At 44.1% G+C, this 18,477-nt stretch carries 17 protein-coding genes and 1 riboswitch; of the genes, 15 read left to right on the top strand and 2 right to left on the bottom strand.

The genetic code is table 11. The annotated features are described in order from the left end of the window. Window positions 1-23 precede the first annotated feature (23 nt). The 12 genes from ACFSB2_RS05295 (at window position 24) to ACFSB2_RS05240 (ending at window position 12,533) form a co-directional block, all read left to right on the top strand. The gene (locus tag ACFSB2_RS05295; RefSeq protein ID WP_377941890.1) at window positions 24-2,363 is read left to right on the top strand and encodes a type IA DNA topoisomerase; all 2,340 of its coding nucleotides are present in this window, start codon (window positions 24-26) and stop codon (window positions 2,361-2,363) included. A gap of 14 nt (window positions 2,364-2,377) precedes the next feature. Further along, window positions 2,378-2,743, top strand: a complete 366-nt coding sequence (locus tag ACFSB2_RS05290) for a hypothetical protein (RefSeq protein ID WP_377941888.1) — start codon at window positions 2,378-2,380, stop codon at window positions 2,741-2,743. A 15-nt stretch (window positions 2,744-2,758) separates the two neighbouring features. After that, entirely contained in the window at window positions 2,759-4,741 is a 1,983-nt protein-coding gene (locus ACFSB2_RS05285; protein WP_377941886.1) for a VirD4-like conjugal transfer protein, CD1115 family, read from the top strand. 4 nt (window positions 4,742-4,745) lie between these two features. Next, a complete protein-coding gene (locus tag ACFSB2_RS05280; protein WP_377941883.1) occupies window positions 4,746-5,702 on the top strand; it encodes a conjugal transfer protein TrbL family protein in 957 nt (318 codons plus the stop codon). Beyond that, window positions 5,692-6,033, top strand: a complete 342-nt coding sequence (locus ACFSB2_RS05275) for a hypothetical protein (RefSeq protein WP_377941881.1) — start codon at window positions 5,692-5,694, stop codon at window positions 6,031-6,033. Before ACFSB2_RS05280 ends, ACFSB2_RS05275 begins: the two co-directional genes overlap by 11 nt. Beyond that, on the top strand, window positions 5,996-8,452 hold the full coding sequence (locus ACFSB2_RS05270) for a VirB4 family type IV secretion system protein (protein ID WP_377941879.1): 2,457 nt from the start codon (window positions 5,996-5,998) through the stop codon (window positions 8,450-8,452). Before ACFSB2_RS05275 ends, ACFSB2_RS05270 begins: the two co-directional genes overlap by 38 nt. Then, a complete protein-coding gene (locus ACFSB2_RS05265; RefSeq protein ID WP_377941876.1) occupies window positions 8,449-9,402 on the top strand; it encodes a hypothetical protein in 954 nt (317 codons plus the stop codon). The genes ACFSB2_RS05270 and ACFSB2_RS05265 overlap by 4 nt, the downstream gene beginning before the upstream one ends. A gap of 127 nt (window positions 9,403-9,529) precedes the next feature. Then, window positions 9,530-9,850 carry a hypothetical protein gene (locus ACFSB2_RS05260; protein ID WP_377941874.1) on the top strand — a complete coding sequence of 107 codons (321 nt, stop codon included), beginning with the start codon at window positions 9,530-9,532 and terminating at the stop codon, window positions 9,848-9,850. 1 nt (window position 9,851) lies between these two features. Further along, window positions 9,852-11,045 carry an FtsZ/tubulin family protein gene (locus ACFSB2_RS05255; RefSeq protein ID WP_377941873.1) on the top strand — a complete coding sequence of 398 codons (1,194 nt, stop codon included), beginning with the start codon at window positions 9,852-9,854 and terminating at the stop codon, window positions 11,043-11,045. A gap of 167 nt (window positions 11,046-11,212) precedes the next feature. Further along, window positions 11,213-11,641, top strand: a complete 429-nt coding sequence (locus ACFSB2_RS05250) for a hypothetical protein (protein WP_377941872.1) — start codon at window positions 11,213-11,215, stop codon at window positions 11,639-11,641. An 86-nt stretch (window positions 11,642-11,727) separates the two neighbouring features. Beyond that, window positions 11,728-11,913 carry a hypothetical protein gene (locus ACFSB2_RS05245; RefSeq protein WP_377941869.1) on the top strand — a complete coding sequence of 62 codons (186 nt, stop codon included), beginning with the start codon at window positions 11,728-11,730 and terminating at the stop codon, window positions 11,911-11,913. Between the two features lie 53 nt (window positions 11,914-11,966). Next, window positions 11,967-12,533: a restriction endonuclease gene (locus ACFSB2_RS05240; RefSeq protein ID WP_377941867.1), complete on the top strand. Its 567-nt coding sequence runs from the start codon at window positions 11,967-11,969 to the stop codon at window positions 12,531-12,533. 41 nt (window positions 12,534-12,574) lie between these two features. On the opposite strand, the gene ACFSB2_RS05235 is transcribed toward ACFSB2_RS05240, so the two are convergent. Both ACFSB2_RS05235 and ACFSB2_RS05230 read right to left on the bottom strand, forming a co-directional pair. Beyond that, complete coding sequence (locus ACFSB2_RS05235) at window positions 12,575-12,817, bottom strand: hypothetical protein (protein ID WP_377941866.1); 243 nt, start codon at window positions 12,815-12,817, stop codon at window positions 12,575-12,577. A 67-nt stretch (window positions 12,818-12,884) separates the two neighbouring features. Next, window positions 12,885-14,075, bottom strand: coding sequence for a helix-turn-helix domain-containing protein (locus tag ACFSB2_RS05230; RefSeq protein WP_377941864.1), 1,191 nt, complete (start codon window positions 14,073-14,075; stop codon window positions 12,885-12,887). 230 nt (window positions 14,076-14,305) lie between these two features. Beyond that, window positions 14,306-14,391: riboswitch (cyclic di-GMP riboswitch) on the bottom strand. A gap of 546 nt (window positions 14,392-14,937) precedes the next feature. Here ACFSB2_RS05230 and ACFSB2_RS05225 point away from each other — a divergent pair. From ACFSB2_RS05225 to ACFSB2_RS05215, 3 genes are all read left to right on the top strand, one after another. After that, complete coding sequence (locus tag ACFSB2_RS05225; RefSeq protein WP_377941862.1) at window positions 14,938-15,279, top strand: hypothetical protein; 342 nt, start codon at window positions 14,938-14,940, stop codon at window positions 15,277-15,279. Window positions 15,280-15,292: 13 nt separating this feature from the next. Further along, window positions 15,293-16,867, top strand: a complete 1,575-nt coding sequence (locus ACFSB2_RS05220) for a PcfJ domain-containing protein (RefSeq protein WP_377941860.1) — start codon at window positions 15,293-15,295, stop codon at window positions 16,865-16,867. A 206-nt stretch (window positions 16,868-17,073) separates the two neighbouring features. Further along, entirely contained in the window at window positions 17,074-18,393 is a 1,320-nt protein-coding gene (locus ACFSB2_RS05215) for a hypothetical protein (protein ID WP_377941857.1), read from the top strand. Window positions 18,394-18,477 lie beyond the last annotated feature (84 nt).

The raw sequence follows: 18,477 nt of genomic DNA, 5'->3' as shown, positions 1-18,477 counted from the left end.
CATGTTCAAATCGAGGTGAAAATATGGACTTAATCGTGTGTGAGAAGCCTAGTGCTGCGCGCGATATGGCGAGTGCTTTGGGGGCGAAGTGGGATGCCAAAGAAAATCTCTTTCGGTCGGGTCGAGCAAACATCGCAGTCTTGCGCGGACATCTACTTCGATTGAAAGGATTAAAAGAGTCAAATCCCACGTTTGAAGCGACATGGGATCGCTCGATTTTGGTGCACTTGCCTGCTTTCCCGAATCTCCATGATCGGGAGAAGTATGCATTCAATTCTAGTGATGCAAAGCTCATTCAGACGCTCAAAAGGCATTTCTTGAATCAAGGTTATAAAAGAATTGTAAACGCAACGGACCCGGGACGGGAAGGGGAATTGCTGTTTTGGGAACTCTATGACTATTTTGGCGCGACGACGCCAGTACTCCGCTTTTGGGAGTCTGAGGCGCTCAGTCATGAGGTCGTTCTTAGAGGCTTGGATAACCTGAAAGGCACAGACTTCTATGGTGCGAGACGTTCGGCAGCGTACGCTAGGCAACATGCGGACTGGTATGTCGGAATGAACCTTACAATCGCCTATACAGCGGCTTCAGGCATGTTTTTAAGCGTAGGTACCGTGCAAACCCCAACATTAGCCCTGGTCGTTCGTAGAGACGAGACCATTGAAAATTGGAAAGGGGAGAAGTATCACGAGATTTCCGTCGGGTTTGATGGATTCACTGCGAAATACAAGCCAGACAATCCTTATTTAGAGGACAGGCCCTTTAGTTTGGACCAGCCAACTGTGACGAATATGCTATCTGAACTGAAGCAGGCTGAAAATGGGATTGTACAATCCCTTCAAATCAGCGATGTGACTGTGCTTCCTCCAAAACCATTCAGTTTAACGACACTGCAAATCAAGGCGAATCAAAAGTACGGTCTGACAGGAGATCAAACGCTAAAAATTGCTCAGAAACTTTACGAAGAATTTAAGTGTCTTTCGTATCCACGTACTGACTCTGAAGTGGTTGGAGAGTCGATGAAAGAGCAAGTCAATGACATTGCGGCTGCATTAAGTAAAACCTATGATATCTCATTCTCGGCTGTCCATTTCACGAGGCACAACGTGAATAACGAGAAACTGACTGATCACCATGCGTTGATCCCACTAAAACCAATTCCGGACGCTGCGAGTGAACAAGAAAAACAAATTTATCGCCTTGTATTGGAACGTTTCTTTGAAGCATTTTCGGAAAGTGGGAAAGACCGCAAAGCAAAGGTAATTATCCAGATTGATGGACATTTATTTGAGTCAACTGGTCGCAACCAACACACACCTGGTTGGCGCGCTTTATTTGCCGGAGGAACTGAAGATGAAGAGGCAGAACCTTCACTCCCAGCCCTATTTCACTTGAAAGAAAAACAGGAAATCAGTATCACTGATGCGCCAAAAGCAGAATCAAAAAAAATGGAGCCGCCGAAGCGTTATACAGAGGCTGAGCTTTACAAATCCATGAAGAACATCGCAAATAGCATCGAAGATAAAGCATTACGTGAAGCGATGAAGGATGTGGATGGACGGCTAGCGACGCCCGCCACACAAGCGGCCACAATCGAACTCCTGGTTAAACGCGGGTATATTGCGCGCAAAGGAAAGCAACTCATTAGCACAGTCGAAGGCAGGACGTTAATTCACACAGTGGCGCCAGAGCTTTCGAACGTTATTCAACGCGCAAAAATGGAACAACTACTGAACGATTTTGAGCATCCGAAGTCCGTTGATGAATATATGCGTGACGTTCGCGAACTCGTGGAGGCGAATGTACGTTTTTGTTTTGAGGTAAAGGAAGAAGAAACCATACCAACCATTGAAGTCGATTGCCCAAACTGCCAAAAATCACTGATGACAAAACGGTTTCAATATGCATGCGGGAGCTGTGATTTCGCCATACCGCGATACTGGGGACACTACATGCTCAGCTTGGAAGATGTTCGGCGGCTGGTCGACGGACAAATGACAGAGGTACATACGTTCAAGTCTAAGGATAAGTCAAAGACTTTTCAGGCGGCCATTCAACTAGAGGATGGACAAGTCAAATATCACTTCCCAAGCCGTGAAGAACTGTCCTTTGGACCATGTCCTATGTGTTCCGATGGTGGCGTTATGTATCCTCGTGGGAAGGTTTTGGCCTGCACAAAGTGCAGCTATGTATTGTTTCGCAGTATTGCAGGCAAAGAATTGACAGACCATCAGCTCAAAAAGTTATTGATCAGCAAGTCAACGCCTGTCATCAAAGGGTTTCAGAAGAAAGATAAGACCAAATTTGATTCCGCTTTATTCTTGGGGACAGATGGGAAAGTGAGTTTTACCAAACCACGTTGAGGAGAGAAGACAACATGAAATTCATTATTAAATCATTTCAATCAGCTTATCGGAAAGTGGTGGCCATTGTGTTACTGGTCACGTTTGCCGTCCCAAAAATTTCGTACGCGGCAACGAGTGGGTCTGGACCATCAACCATACAAGCCGGTGTGAGTGATGGAGAGAATTTAGCAACCCAAGCAGGAGAATGGGCATTCGGGCTTCTTGCTGCAGGCGCCGCGTTTTTCCTGATACGAGCTTGGTGGACGATGCACAGTGCAGATGATGATGGCCAATATTCCAAAGGCAGAAAACATTTAGTACGTTCTGTCGTTACGCTCGTTGGTGCTGGATGTACATCTGCAATTTTGGCCACAGTACGTCAAACATTTGGTTTTTAAGGAGGCAGGTACTCCGTGCAGCAGCAAAGGACGTTATTTCGATGGATTTCAACGGGGGTATTTACCCTCGTTATATTTTTACTCTCAACTTCGCTTTCAGGTGCACTTTACGATCTTGTCACTCATTTAAAAAACATCAAATCATCATTTTTTCACCAGACGCTAGGAAAAGCCGAACACTTTGTTTATGTCTGGCGCGCCATCACGCATCCAAATGAATTCTCACTGATGGCATTTGCAATAACCGCAATACTGGCAGGTTGGGATTCTTGGAAGACATGGAAAGCAACGACTGATCATCGACGCAAGTACAAGCAGAGACATGGATATGCGAGTCATGGTACCGCACATTGGCAAGAGGCATATGAATCACGCCATTTCTATCACCAAGATAATAATGGTTTTCTTCTAGGGGACTACAAAAAGGATACGTATAAGCCCTTGGCAGAAAAGGCGTTTGAGGATCCAAAGTACGGTAGTTATTCAGTGCATCCGTTTTCATCTGAACTCAACCATCAATACCTGGTGATTGGACCGCCAGGAAGTAAAAAAACGACGGGATTCATTTTGCCAAACATATTCCACTTAGCTCAACAGGGGTTATCCATGGTGGTGACGGATCCAAAAGGTGAATTGTACCGGCTTACTGCTGAGGATTTACGGGCGCGCGGCTACAACATTGTCGTGCTTGACTATATCAATTTCATGTACGGCCAACGGCAGAATTACATTCAGTACATCTTCGAGGAGAAACAGTACGCGGAAGTCGCAAACATGTTTCTAAATGCAACGCGAAATGAAGGCGATAAACGAGATTTTTGGGAAGGGAAGGCACAAGAGCTCTTAACAGCCATGATCGGTTTGGTTCATCAAGCCTATGGTAAGAAGGGAACATTCACGAAAATATTTGAGTTAATCCCGCACTTCGTTTCAAATCCGGGTCACATCATCGAGTTGATGGACCAATACAACGTGAGAGGCGCACCGAGACTGCTGCTGAATGGCATCATGGCACAAGCCGGTTCAGAAAATTTGATCACAAATATCATTGGTACGCTCACTGAGAAATTGAATCTTTTTACATTGTCTAATGTGCAGGCACATACATCTGTCACGGATTACGATCTGGCACGTGTCACTAAAGAGAAAACAGCGGTATTTGTCCAAATCAGTGTCAAAGACACGACGTATGCACCACTTGTCAGCGTGTTTTGGAGCTCCATATTCAACATTTTTTACAAGGTTGCTGAAGAAAATGGAGGAAAGTTACCTGTTCAGGTAGCGCCATTGATAGACGAAATGGCTAACATCGGAAAGATTGCAGGCTTTGATACGAAGCTCACCACCATGAGGTCTCTCGGGGTTTTCCCGATGATGATATGGCACTCCTATCCGCAGTTGAAATTGAAATACGGTCAGGACTATGCCGATGTATTCTTGTCATCGTGTGACACACATATTCTACTTGCTTGTAATGACCTTCAGACTGCGGAACTCTTTAGCAAAAGTTTAGGAGACACAACCATTGAGACACAAAGCAAACGGGGTGCTCGTGCAGCGCTAGCCGAGGCAAATAGCACGACAAATCAATTTACAGGCCGTCGCTTATTGCAACCAGCGGAGATCAGAGCACTCGACCGGCGTTTTAGTATCGTGATTCAGAGTGGCAGGCCGCCTGTATTGCTTAACAAGTTGCAGTATCGGTATTGGGAAGAAGCGCATCGAATTGCAGATGAGGCCGTATTTACAGACTTGCCCCGATATGGAGATTCACCATATGAACTCTTGGAAATGGATTCGGCTACTCCGGAAGAACCAGTCGAATACTTGGAATCTCCAGTAGCTGACGCAGAAGAAGAACTGGTTGTTCGCTCGGAAGTCCCAGGAGATGGCGCAGAAGAAAAGTCGGAAGAACACCCAGAGCCCCCTGGAGCTGACACAGAAGAAAGAGAACTGGTGGGAGCTACCCGTAGCAAATGGATTCACGGAAGGAGTTGAGTACATGTCTTGGCTTGCGAATCAGTTTAATAACATGATCACAAATCTCGTTCAAACGATGATCAACGACTTCTTAAAGACCGTAGTAGATATTTTGAACGCATTTGTGATCAATCCAACAGATATGAATGCACTCCCCGGATTTACAGACTTGTCTGTAGGGATTGACTCATTATGTACCGCGATGTTAGGAGTGATGTTACTAAAAGAACTACTGCTCAATCAATGGGAATCTCTTGGCGACATGGACGTTTCACCTCTTGTCATCATCAAAAATACGTTTTTTTCAGCGTTTTTGATATGGCTAAGCCCCTTGTTGATTCAGCAGGTCATATTACGAATAGTCGTAGATGTTACAGCAATGGTGACCAACAGTTTAGGCGCTCATTTAAGTGTGAAGTTGGATACGATTCTCGCCATTTCAATCGGCACTAAGACAGCGGCTGGGGGTGTACTTACAGAAGCAACGAGCATGCAAATTGCAAAGAATTCCATGATCGATGCTTTAGCGCCAGATATGGGATTATGGTCCATTGTGTTCATTGTATTGGCTATTATCGTTGCCTTCGCCATCATTGGCATTCAGTCTGGAATGCGCTGGGCGGAACTCTACTTCCTCGCCCTGGTCGGTCCCATACTTGCTTTAAACAAAGTCTCATTCGGCAATGCCTGGGGTCAATGGTTACGGGAGACGATATCGACTGCGTTTTCTCAACTCGTGCAGTATTTTTCAACCCTTTTGGCACTCGAAATGATGGTTCATCCAGATACTTTAGATACCGCCAATGGAGCAACGATAGATGGTACGGTCAAGATTTTTATGATTTTGGGGCTTTTGGTATTTGCGGTGATCGGGCCATCCCGACTTCGTGGGCTCATATCTGGTGGGAACCCCACTGGAATGAGAGCTGTTGCCTCAATCGCTAAGAATGCTGCGGGAGGGGTACCAATTGGAGGATAAGCGGGAGTATCGCATCCCCAAACACATAGAACAGCGAATGAAGCTGTTAGGACTCGATACACGGGGGATCATCGTTGTGGGAAGCCTTGCGGTGCTATCACTAATCATCTTACTTGTTACGCCACATCATCACCTCAAAAGTTTGTTTATTGAGTTTGTCATACTGGCAGGAATTCCAATGGCGGCATGGGTTTTTTTGTCCGATGAACGGTTTGCAGAAAGCGTATTTTTGAGTACCTACTACGCCAAGAATAAGGCAATTTTACGTTGGGAGAGTGAGCCGAATGCTATCCTTGAAGCCATCCAAAAAAACGAGCGCAAAAAGCAATAAGGCACCTCAGCGCACCAAGGGCGAGTCATCTTTCGCGACGATTTTTCCGCTAAAGTCGGTGGAGAGTAATTACTTTATTCGCAAAGACGGACATTTTTGCGCAATTTTTTCAGTAACTCCCGTCAATATGAGCCTATTGGAGCCGGGAGAGGCACATATGGTAGTGGAAGCTTTGCAAGAAGCCCTCAATGCCGCTCCAGAACGTCTGCAAATTCTGGTTTCAAGCGAACGTTTGAATTTGGATGATTATTTGCAGTACCTTGAAAAGTATATTGACGAGGCGACTGAATCACATCAAGTTGACCGATTGGAATCACTTATCGCAGAAATCAAGCGCCGTTCTGTCGGTAATGAAAAAGTTCTGAAATTTTATTTGGTGCTACAAAGCCAGTTTGAGAAAGAGGCGCCAGCTTTATCCGAACTGGCCGACCTAGAAAAACAGATTCACGATGCGTTGTCGCGGGAATCTCTTTACACTGAGCGGCTTGAAAAATACCAAATTATGAGCCTATTTTATCAAAAGCTTCATCCAAATACGTCTCTGTACGAGGACTTGCCCCGCGATGCAGGGATAACCCACTTGTACCCGTCGCTCATTGATACCAAAACAAGCCCATTTTACACCATACTTGATGAGACCTATCAGAAGAGCTTTACGATACAGTCGTTTGCCACGAAAGCTTCGCAAGCTGGCTGGCTCACGCCAGTCTTCGATATGCCGCTTGATTTGGACGTGAGTCTAACCCTTGTCGCAACGGATAAAGAAGAAGTCCTAAAAGCCTATAACCGGTCCATCCGCAACATTCGTTTTAGCCAGCAAGACGCCAAGAAGGATGCAGCTGAACAAAAGAGACTAGAGCGTAAACAGGCAGATGCGGACTATATTTTGGACCTATTGACAAACGAAAATGAAACTTTGTATCGGGTAACCACTATCATTACAATTCGTGCATCCTCAATTGAGGAGTTACGAAATGCCGAAAAGACCATTCGTACACGTATTAGCTCCAAGAAAATGTCTTCACGCCCGTTAAACAGATGGGCTTTTGAGCCTGTTTGGTATTCGCTCCCTTTGTGTTACAAAGGTCCGCTTGAGCATCGCATTTATTACAATCTCCCAGCGGAGAGCATTGCTAGCATGCAGCCTTTTAACTCTAGCACGCTTGCCGCAAAAGACGGGTTTGTTTTTGGGCAAAATGAGCAATCACATGACCTTGTGATCTTCGGGAAGTTTGACCGTGAAGTTTACCCACATATGATTGTCCTTGGTGAAACCGGAAGCGGAAAATCCTTTTTCCTGGCCTACCAAGCGCTTCGTAGGTTAGACCAGGGCGAAGTCGTTTTGGATTTGGATCCTGAACGCGAACGTAAATTCATCCCTGGTAACCATATCTATTTTGGGCTAAACCATAATAACACGATTAACCCATTCCACATCCGTTCAACGGTCGTGGATACGGAAAATGAGAGTGATGATGCGAACACACCTGGTGACTATCTGCGTTTAAAAATCGGCAACTTACTGACGTTCTTCTCGTGGATTTATCCGGACATCACGCCGATTGAAACAGCTGCGTTGCAAAAGGCAATTATCCAGGCATATGCAGACAAAGATCTAACGTTTGAATCCAAGACACTGCCATCTGTAGTGGAAAATCAGTTCCCTACATTATCAGATGTCATTGAGAAGTTGGGAAAAATAGAATCTACCAAAGATATGATAATTGCCTTTAGTCCTTTCTATGCAGATGGCATATACGCTCGGATGTTTGACGGCCAAACGAACTGGTCATTCACGACCACGAAAGAAATTCAACGCGGGGATGAAGTGACCATCAGTGAAGAAGTACAGGCTTATACCCGATTGGACATTCGGGATCTTTATGATAACAAGTCACCAGCACTGATCCCTCTCATGGATTTACTGGTGCATGACATCTGGGAATTCGTCAAAAGCCACCCTGATATCACCAAGAACATCTTTATTGACGAGCAGCATATTCTGTCCGATCCACGGAACCCACAAAGTCTCGATTTTATATATCAGATGGTGAAACGAGGACGTAAATACTTGGCCTACATGGTTGGTGCGACACAAAATGTCGGGGACTATCTACGAACCTCTAAAGATTTGCCCGAACCGCCGGGCAAAGCCATCATCACCAACAGCGGTGTAAAGTTTCTTATGCGGTTAAACAAAGCGGAGATTGCTCAGATATCGGATTTTGTTCCTTTGTCGGCGCGAGAGAAAAAACTACTGGAAGGTGGCAAGCGGCCTGAATTATCGCGTGGTAAAGGGATTGTGATTGTAGGCGGTCAACACGCCGAATTACAGACATTTATGACCCCTGCCGAAATGAAGCTTTACCGTCCACAGCAGTATGCTTTGCTGTACGAGAGCGAAGAGGAGGTCATATGACCTCTCTCTTCAAATTTGGAAAATATGGCGTATTTGCTTTGGTGATCATGCCGTTTATTTTCATCATTGTGTGCGTAGGTGGGTTCATGAACTTAACGCCCACTGCACCTACAGCTACGCTGCAAGAATATGAGACGATATCACAGCAAACATTTGCTCAAATCAATTGGGCAGATCCGTTTATTCTTGACTATTTTCGTTATCAAAATGACTTTGATAACTTAAAACCGGCCCAGGTGCAACAAACCGTAAATCTGTTCTACAAAACCGTCAGAACGTGCACAACAAATAAAAAAGGACAGGCGGTATGCACCACCACAAAAGTACCTTTGACGCTGCACGATGTGATGATGAGCTTGGGCTATACAGAGGACGAGTACCAGGCAGCTCTACAGCTTGAATCTGTCGTAGAAGCACAACTGCCAACAGTCGGAGCAGGTGGAGGATCAGATACTGGACCTCTTAAACCCATTAGTGTCCAGCAACTCGCCTATCAACCCGTCAACGCGCAGCTGCTCTATCAGTACGTGCATGATAGGGGGTCTATTTTTTCCTTAATTGACATAGAGACTATCATATCAGCAGCGCAAAAATATGATGTAAGTGCAGTTCTGCTAATCGCGATCACGGGTCAAGAATTGAGTTTCATCCCAGCAAGTAATCCAGATGCCAGCGAGATGGAAGAGAACCCTTTTGACGTAGAGGCGCCTGGTTCAAGTGGGCCAGGGAATTGGAGCACATTCCATGTATCTTTGCAGTACAGTGCGGATATTGCGGCAGGGACAGTTCACAACAAACTTATCTTCCCTCCACCGAGCGGAGAAAGCCCCATTCAGTGGATGAATGATCCCACCAATCCATATGGTTCCTATGCGCAAGACCCAAATTGGTGGGTGGGTGTGTCTGACTTTTTTCAGTCGATTACCGACTTTCTTCAAGACACGCAATAAGATGGCCGCGTGACTTCACGCGGCAAAACCGCTTCATCACAAGAAAAATTATTATCATATAATATTATTTTATATTGCATGATAGTAATTGCTGGTATAAAATTATGGGCATACAGGAGGTTGAAACATGTCTGACCAATTGATGCCTTATCCAGATGAAATCCTTTATCACTTGATGAGGAATTTCAGTTTGCCACAATGGACGATCTTGGAATTGCTAACACGTGCTGAAAGCGGGGAGCTAGAAGATCATGAAAAGGATCCGACGCTATCTCTCACGGATTTGCATGACTTCATCAAACTAAGTCAACAAAATTTCCGCGCTCAAGTTGCGTTACTGCACGGTTCTAATGCGATTGCTTTGGTGACTGGTGTTACGGATCAACGCTCAAAGAATGTTGTGCTTACTGAAAATGGCCGGAGAATGCTTGAATTAAGGGGGAACTAGTATGTTGAGATTCGGATTTATCGGATTGGGACAATATGGTGGCCGTCAAGTAGATGCAATTTTGGCACTCCAACACAATAACAGTTACGTCGGTATGGCGGTAAACACCGCTGTTAATGACCTTGAGGCGCTGTCAAATGTACCAGAGGGTTATCGGTTACAGCTAAAAGGAAATAGTTTTGGCGCCGGTCGTACACCCCAATTGGGACTGGATGCCTTTCTGGAGAATGGACCTGAATTTGTTGAAATGGCACAGTCAGTCACGAAGGATTCCGATTTTATCTGGGTGGTTGCTGGTCTTGGTGGAGGTACCGGAACGGGTGCGCTACAAGGATTCTTACAACACGGGACATCCTTATTTGACCAACAAATCGGATTGATAGTCACATTGCCCCGCGATGACGATGGGGCTGTTCAAAAGGCGAATGCAATGGGGGTGTTAAGTTACATTCAGCAGGCTGTCGAAGACCAACAAATCGGCGCCGTCATCATTGTAGACAATGATCGATTTTACAAACAGTTTGCAGAGGAGAAAAGACCTGGTGATTGGCGCGATCACAGTAATCAACTGCTGGCTGAGACCCTACACAAAATCAATCAGATCAGTTCTAGTGTTGGCCAAAGCAATTTTGATCGCACCGATCTTCTTAAGGTTTTGTCATCAAGTGGTTGTCTTGCAATTGGTAGCGCAGCGCTTCACGATCTTGACCAAGATAGTGTGTATCAGGTCATCCGGAACTCGTTAAACAAAGGTTTTTTTGCCAATGGATATCGACTGAATGAGGGCGATATTTATGCTTTGTGCTTTACACTCAACGAGCAAGGCGCTAAGATTCGTCAATCATCCTATGAGCAGCACTTCGTTTCTCACCTGAAGACGTTAATACCCGATGCCGCAGATAGCTTTTTTGGATACTATAGCAATCATCAAAACCACGTATTATCAATGGTCAGTGGCCTAGGACTTCCAGATCGCGTATTTGGTTTTAAGGATCAATTGCCTTCTCAGGATACGCGTACAATTAAAAAGTTCGAGGCACCGCCCGCTGCAATGCTGAATGCCAATAACCCACTTCTACGCAAGGCAAAGCCTTCAGCATCAGATGCTGATAACCCGCTTTTGAAGCGGTCTGCAAAGAATGAGATCGCGGCGACGAAGACATCGGATAACCCACTACTAAGAAATCGTCGCTAATTTCATGTGCCGGTGTGGTAATTTAAAATCATGCCGGCAACCTATTTTAGAGGCTATTCGGATTTTCGTGTTGAAGACTCCAAAATAGTTTCCAATTTTTATTGTTGAATTGTCGACATCATCATACATCCTGTGTATGATAAATGCAACGAAACGAGGGATACGAAATGTCCATCAAAGCATCTTATCTCGCTTCAGAATTGGTGCGTGTATGCGGCTCTTGGGTTGAAACACCTTCAAAAGAAATATTGGAACATGTTGGAACGGTAGAAATATTGGAACATGTTGGAACGATCACTGACCATCTTTTAACGGCGGCTAACGGCGTTCCTACTGACATTGTTGAGCAAATCCACGAGATTCCTGAGTCAACGTGGTATTTAGCGTGGGAGATTTTCCATGAGGTAACGTCAGGAAAACTAATCCCGCCACTCGTCGGCCTTGCTGAGGTTGCAGAAATCCTCGATTGGGATAGGCGAAAAGTGGCGACTTACATCAAGCGTGGTAGTCTCCCCGAACCAATTCAGCGTTTGCGGTCAGGGCCAATATGGACACGTAAGCAAATCGCAGAATATCAAGAACGGATCCAGAAGTAATAGAGCCGAGCCGTGTGAACTGGAAATTGCACTCGTAATATCAACACGGTATTCCGATTAGCCATTTTAGAAAGGAGGCGAGTCACTTGCGTTTTTTATTCCGGAACACGTTTCGATTGGCCAGGCTAATCTTCCTCCCCATGTTAATCGTGATTGCCGGTGCCAACTCTCACGATTGGCTGTCACCAACCATTGCAGTATTTGGGCTGGCTTGGTTTTATACCTTATTTAGAATGATTGCAGATGTGAAAAAAGCAATACGTGGTTATTAGATAGGGGGATCACACTGGCTAAAAGGCGAAACAAAAGGCAAGATACCATTTCTATGATTGTGCCACTTGTTATTCTGCTCGTGGCTATGGGATGGTTTAGGGTAAAGATGCACATACCGATTTCACCACTTATATTTTTAGTGATTGGATTTCTGTTGGTTCTGGTAATTGTAACGGCTATTCTACAGCCAAGTTCATCTCGAAGGCGCTTTAAAACCCAACCACAGATGAATGAGATAGATCGAATGTCTGGTGAGGATTTTGAAGATGCACTCGAATATACACTTCGGAAAAAGGGTTGGCGCTTAGATACGACAAAGAAGACGGGGGATTTTGGCGCAGATTTAATTGGCCGTGATCCAAAAGGTAGAAAGGTCGTCATACAGGCAAAAAGGTGGAAATCAAATGTCGGTGTAGATGGTGTAAATCAAGTGCTTGCCGCCAAAGCATACTATCAGGCTGACCATGCTCTTGTCATCACTAATCATTACCTGACAAAATCAGCTTACGAATTGTCGAGAAAAACAGGTGTAGAAGTGTGGTCCCGCAAAAGATTAAGCGCAGAAATTCGGGGGAACATGAAAAAGAATGATTATAAAACCATAAAACAAGGTCGGTAAACTGGGTCACACCCTGTTGGCCGACCTTGATCATCTCTATATTATCGCGCAAGTCGTAGTTGATTAGATTTTTCCTCAATTATAATTCCAAGATTATGAAGTCCTAAATGTATTGCTGCCTCTGTTGTCGCTTCAAGGCTCATTCCACAAAATTCTTTTATTTCTTCTAATGTACTGGGGTTGCCCAATGCTTGCAAACCGATATAAACGGCAAGTGATTGCGGACCGCATTGTTCCAAGATTTTTTGTACATCTTCCGTATCGACAATTATTGAAGAGTTCATCATTATATCCCCACTTTTCATCGTAATTACGTGGTATGCGTAGACCACTGTACCTACGATTCACCCGTTAAATCATGTCGTGGAACATCTTCTTTGTCTCTTCTGTCATATTTGGGTCCAATGTATCTATGGTCATTTTCAGTTGCGCGTTAAGCAAACTTCTGGCTGCTTGCCAAGCATCTTCTGCAAGTGCTGTTTTGCCTGTGATATAAAAAGACCAGCACTTCCATAGAAAAAGTCGGCCTGCCAGAGGACCATTAAGTCCATCGAGCAGTTTTAAACCACGATTACACCAAGTATTCCCTCGCTGATAGTTCTTTTTATAAAACTCGATACGTGCCATTTCCTCGTATAGTTCAGCGAGATGTAAGCTCATCTCGTGTGCTATGTAAAACGTCTGAACTTCAGCAAAGATGGTTCGTGCTTTATCAAATTCGAACTTATCAAGTAAAAGAATTCCAAGTGAATGTCTTGTTAAAACATACCGATATTCCTCTTCTAGTCCGGCAAATAGTACACAGGCTTTCTCCAAATGTTGTATAGCCTGCTCCCATAGACGTAAATACCTGCTACATCCTCCAACGCCTTGGTGAGCTCGCGCCCGCGTTAGGTCTGTAATGTCAACAACGATAAGTGCCTCTGAAAATTGTTGTAGCGCCTCTTCATAACGCATAAGAGCCATTAACGAGCTTCCTAAGCTCACTTTCACCCGTCCTAATAGTTCATCAGGTGGATGACGAATTTCTAGGCTGCGGTAAGCCCAAACAGCTTGGTCAAACATCCCCAAGTAATAGTATGTGTTTGCCCTTATCATCAGAATCTGAAGCACCAACGATGACTCCGGACCAGCTGTATTGCTCATCAGCATCAAAACGTGATTGATGGCATCGAGGAGGTCAACTGAAGTAGCATCTTGTTCTGCAGCGATACTTGCCCAAGCCAGAACGCATTCACCCATCTGTTCAATTGATTGTACCTTTAATGCTGTCTCCCAAGCTTCTCGTATCGTAGCCAAATTCTTGGTTTCACGAGCCGAACTCAACATTGTTGAAATACGCTCAGTGGTCTCACTGTACTCAGTTAATTCATGGACAGGTATACCAAGACGTTCTGCAAGTTTCTCTAATGTCTCACGTGGAGGTACCTTTAGTCCGCGCTCAATTTGGCTAAGATACGTTCTATCAAACAAACCGTGAATTAGTTTTTCCTGTGAAATCCCCATTTCTAGACGTAGCTGTTTAATTTTCTGCCCGATCACCCGGCGTATCCCCTCGCGCTCCCCAAATAGTCTCGTGCGGGACAATTTTAGGTTGTAGTATCATTGCCTTGGGAAGGTGTGATACTTATGCGCAAAATATTTGGAATGTTCTTTTTGTCGGCTACATTGGCACTCATCGTATTTTCGAGCTCTCCATTATCACCTTTGGCAGTACCAACACCTGGTGTGGGTTGATAATACCTGAAAAAATAAAAAAGGCCCATGAGGGCTTCGGCAACCTGGCAGTCGTAGACAAAATGTCCGTAGACCCATGGCTTTGCGTCCCAGTGTTTCCACTGGTTTGCCCCACTAACGATGATCTTAAATTTAGAGTAAAATCGCCCCCTAGTCGTCAAAATTCGACAATATTTGATATGGAATAAGACAATAGTACCACGATTTACTTATATGTGAAAAATTTTTGACCAAAATATCTCAAAAACATCTTCAAAGAAGTAGATTATCAACCGCTTAGTACTCTACGCGTTCGGTATTCACCACAAAGGTTGCATTGGCAATTCTAAATATGTTCCCCCACCGCCCTAAAGGGCTCTATAGGGGACCAATCCCCTATATACCCCTGTAGCTCGCCGCATGGCAGGTCCAACAACAGAGTTGTTGGACAGACCGAGAGCATGGAGAATCTTAGCCTTGCTGTCAATGGGCTTTCGCGGCATATCCTCCTGACAGAAAATTACTGTCAGTGCGGTATTCCACGACCCATTGACAACACGTGACTTCCTTCTGAATTCGTTGATATGACGGGCTTTTTCTTGACAATTCCCTTTAAAGGGAATATAATAATAGTATCACTGAGGGCAGTAATTCGCCAGGTTCCTGTTCCTCAAAGGAGGGAAAATCGATGCAAGAACAAATCATTTTAAACTTTAGAACTGAAATGGAGGCCAATAAGAGCAGTTCTTATATCCAAGTGGTAGGTCAATTTTTGATTAGCCATTTGGAAAAAAATCCGTCAGAAGCAGAACACTTTTCGTTAGAAGGTAAGACAATCTCTAAAAGTTTGGAAGCAATGCGGAAAATTGCCGAAGAAAAGCGTCAGGGAAATTGCGCAGTACTGACTGACTCAGAAGGGTTTTCGATAGTTCTTGATTATTTCAGAGAAAAACCGAATGTAGCAAAGACAACAATTCCATCAGTCTCCTTTTTTGATGCTAAAGAGTTTACTCAGACGTCACTATTTTAACGGAGGTAAAAGCATGGTAACAGATACGGCGATCAGCAAAATTTCGAGTCACTTTTCTAGTGCGGTCAGTGAGGAACTGGCCGCATATGTAAGGGAAACGGTATTTTTGTCTAGTCGATATTTGTTCGTTTGGCGCGTTGGTAAAATACAGATGGGGTATTGTACACACTGTGAAACCGAAATTCCCATCGGGAATGGGCAATTTTATGTGAAGCATAATGAAGTAACAACCTGCTTGAATTGCTCAAGTCAAGTAAAAGTGAAATCTCGTGGCCGTGGACGTTCAAAACTGATTGATGATGCTTATTTTGTTTGGTATGAGAAGTCGGCTCACGACCCGAATGTAATTGTGGCCAAAAGCATGTACGCAGTACGTGACTATCGCGAAAATTTTCACGCCGTAGAAACCAAATACACAACAATAGCATTGTATGTTTTTGAACCAAGTACACGGCATAGCTATGGTAGAGCTCTTATGTTTAAAAAAAGTTGGGATAACAGAGAGTGGAAAGAATCCAAATCGGTCTATTCACTTTACAAGGGTTTCAGGTATAGAAAAGTATTTTGTTCGATTGAAAGTATCGAAGCGGCAGTCTTAGAAACTCCGTTTCAGTATAGCACGTGGAGAGATTACGAAAATGAAACGTTCGATTGGTTGGATTTTTTTGTACTGGCGGCAAAGTATCCATGTATTGAATATCTAACGAAACTTGGCCTAAAAAAATTGGTAATAGAAAAATTATGTGGTAGAGCCACATATGGTGCAATTTATTGGCGCGGACGGACAATCGAAAAGGTTCTAAGACTGTCTAAACACGAAGTGAAACAACTTCGTTCTGCAACCTTTACGGTCTGTCCTCTTACACTCTATAGTCATCAATATTTTAAACGGCGTGGTGTAGAACTTACACTAGAAGAAGCGCATGTTGTGAAGGAATTGACACGTGAATTCTATGAAAAGCGGATTGATGCACTATCTGATTACGCGACAATTGAGGAAGCAACGCGTTACATCTTAAAACAAATTCGTCGCGATGATGTTCCAAAGTTTCGCCGCAGCGCTAAAACAATTCTTACGGATTGGATAGATTACATTAGAGAGTGCAACGAACTCGGAATGAATTTGAAAATGTCTCATGTACTGTATCCAACCAGCTTGCATAAAGCACATGCAAACACAATGAAAAAGATAAAAATAAAACAGGATGCGAGTCTGAATGTTCTTATCGCTGATCGGTTTGAATCCTTAAAGAAATACATCTTTACAGATGGGACTTTCCTAATTCGTCCGGCAAAGGATAGCATCGAGTTATTCGAGGAAGGAAAGGCATTAAACCATTGTGTCGGTGGGTATGCAGTGGATTACGCAGAAGGAACGAAAGATTTGTTTGTAGTAAGAATGGTTGACAGTCCAGAGACACCATTCTGTACTGTTGAAGTAATTGAGCACAAAATTAGGCAGGCACGGTTGAAGGATAATCATCTTCCAACGGATGATATAATAGCATTTTTGGAACGCTTTACCTCTAATAAACTGAAAACGAAAAGCAACAGAAGAAAAGATCGAGAGCGTGTTATAGCGGTGTGAAACAAGGAGGGGAGACCCTCCTCGTTTTTGCTGATTGGTAGCCTAACTGCATTCCTCATGCCTAACTGATTATACTTAAATTTCCCCATAAATCGTTGATATAATGGGATTTTCACTTGATGATTCCCTTTAAAGGGAATATAATATTAGTATCACAGAGGGCAGTAATTCGCCAGGTTCCTGGCCTCTGCAAAGGAGGAAGTAGTATGCGTTTATCAGATGATTCGTTGTTCATGACTCTATACAATGTTGCCACAATTATTAAGGAGGTTCGCGATGTTTCTACGGAGGAATTTGAGAGCCCGTACAAAGGAAATCTCACAGGTGTTTCGTTACGGTTTCCTTATGAATGTAAAGGTGTGAAGCAGCTCACCGTTGTTCTCAAGGCTCTGTGGGATCCATCGACTGGAAAAGGATATTTTTATGATATTGATTATCAGGCTAGTGCGGTCATTGGTGTAAAAAGGGGATTGGCAATCAATGCAGCATTACTGAAGCAATTCACCCCACATGGTCTCGAAGATAATCAACCGGAAGGACTTTACGCGAATTATGGTCATTATGAATATTGCCTGATGAAGCGAATTAAAAAAGTGGAATTGGTACCGCTGTTTACGCGTCAAGAAGAGCGTAGCAAGGAAATTACAACGGTATATCGACACGAGTCTTTTATTGTGGAATCTTACGAATATGCTCATGACATGATAGATGAGTCGGGAAGCCGGTATCGGATCGTGCGCATGATTACCCCGCACGAAAATGAGCATGGCTTCTTGTATACCATGCCGAGTCATCAAAATGGCCATTATGTTTTTGTTGTCTTTCACGACGCGAAGCCGGAGCAGACAAATTGTGTCGAAGTCATTCATGACGTGGTCTTGGCTTCTCCTCCAGATGTGCCCTTGGGTACTGTGTTTTACGATACGGAAAAAAGTCATTTCACAAAGCTCATTGAAGTTGACGGCGAACGCCACTTGCTAGATGAGAGTGATTTCACAAAAAGTACGTGGGAGCCTTTTGTACCTTCAAGCCGGTTTGAACTTCGAAATGATATTGAATTTGAATGTCCAACCGACGGGTTTTACTTTGACACGAAGGAAAGAGCGGTTTACCGAGCTGTCGCAAAGCGTCCGAATCACTTATTGCTTCAGATGCCAGACGGAAGTCGTTTCCCTCATCTCCCTCGAGATTATGACGATTTTGAAACTGGAATTATTTCTTGTGACCAATTAGAACTGGTGCATGTTGACTATGACGTTCTCAATCGTGCAGGTGTTGGATACTCAAATACGCACGAAGGACAAATTCTTCATGACTTGTTAGCTCGGATAGGCGCGGTCGAGGATGTTCAAGAAGCGTTTTGGATCGGCCTCGCCGTTCAGTATTACGGAAGTCTCACAAGGGCATGTCATGAGTTTTATTTCAGGCTTATTGACCATGTGAAATACACTGGAAGGGGAAAGGACGATATCACTGTGTTTTTACTGGAGCTGCTTTCACCAGGTAAGGAACAGAAAAGCGCATAAACTTAGAGGGGGAGCCGTTCCATGCTCCCCTTTCTTCTGGGGATTTCTCCTTCATCTTGATTTTTCAAAAAAAGGGAGTGTAAT

The sequence above is a fragment of the Alicyclobacillus fodiniaquatilis genome, assembly GCF_042678105.1.
GTDB lineage: Bacteria > Bacillota > Bacilli > Alicyclobacillales > Alicyclobacillaceae > Alicyclobacillus > Alicyclobacillus fodiniaquatilis.
The sequence above is the reverse complement of the archived record's forward strand: the minus strand, read 5'-3'. Positions and strand labels throughout refer to the sequence as shown.

What these genes read in the sequence shown, in the direction of transcription:
- ACFSB2_RS05295 (WP_377941890.1), top strand. Translation starts at nt 24, where the DNA reads ATGGACTTAATCGTGTGTGAGAAGCCTAGTGCTGCGCGCGATATGGCG.
- ACFSB2_RS05290 (WP_377941888.1), top strand. Translation starts at nt 2,378, where the DNA reads ATGAAATTCATTATTAAATCATTTCAATCAGCTTATCGGAAAGTGGTG.
- ACFSB2_RS05280 (WP_377941883.1), top strand. Translation starts at nt 4,746, where the DNA reads ATGTCTTGGCTTGCGAATCAGTTTAATAACATGATCACAAATCTCGTT.
- ACFSB2_RS05265 (WP_377941876.1), top strand. Translation starts at nt 8,449, where the DNA reads ATGACCTCTCTCTTCAAATTTGGAAAATATGGCGTATTTGCTTTGGTG.
- ACFSB2_RS05260 (WP_377941874.1), top strand. Translation starts at nt 9,530, where the DNA reads ATGTCTGACCAATTGATGCCTTATCCAGATGAAATCCTTTATCACTTG.
- ACFSB2_RS05255 (WP_377941873.1), top strand. Translation starts at nt 9,852, where the DNA reads ATGTTGAGATTCGGATTTATCGGATTGGGACAATATGGTGGCCGTCAA.
- ACFSB2_RS05250 (WP_377941872.1), top strand. Translation starts at nt 11,213, where the DNA reads ATGTCCATCAAAGCATCTTATCTCGCTTCAGAATTGGTGCGTGTATGC.
- ACFSB2_RS05240 (WP_377941867.1), top strand. Translation starts at nt 11,967, where the DNA reads ATGATTGTGCCACTTGTTATTCTGCTCGTGGCTATGGGATGGTTTAGG.
- ACFSB2_RS05235 (WP_377941866.1), bottom strand. Translation starts at nt 12,817, where the DNA reads ATGAACTCTTCAATAATTGTCGATACGGAAGATGTACAAAAAATCTTG.
- ACFSB2_RS05225 (WP_377941862.1), top strand. Translation starts at nt 14,938, where the DNA reads ATGCAAGAACAAATCATTTTAAACTTTAGAACTGAAATGGAGGCCAAT.
- ACFSB2_RS05220 (WP_377941860.1), top strand. Translation starts at nt 15,293, where the DNA reads ATGGTAACAGATACGGCGATCAGCAAAATTTCGAGTCACTTTTCTAGT.
- ACFSB2_RS05215 (WP_377941857.1), top strand. Translation starts at nt 17,074, where the DNA reads ATGCGTTTATCAGATGATTCGTTGTTCATGACTCTATACAATGTTGCC.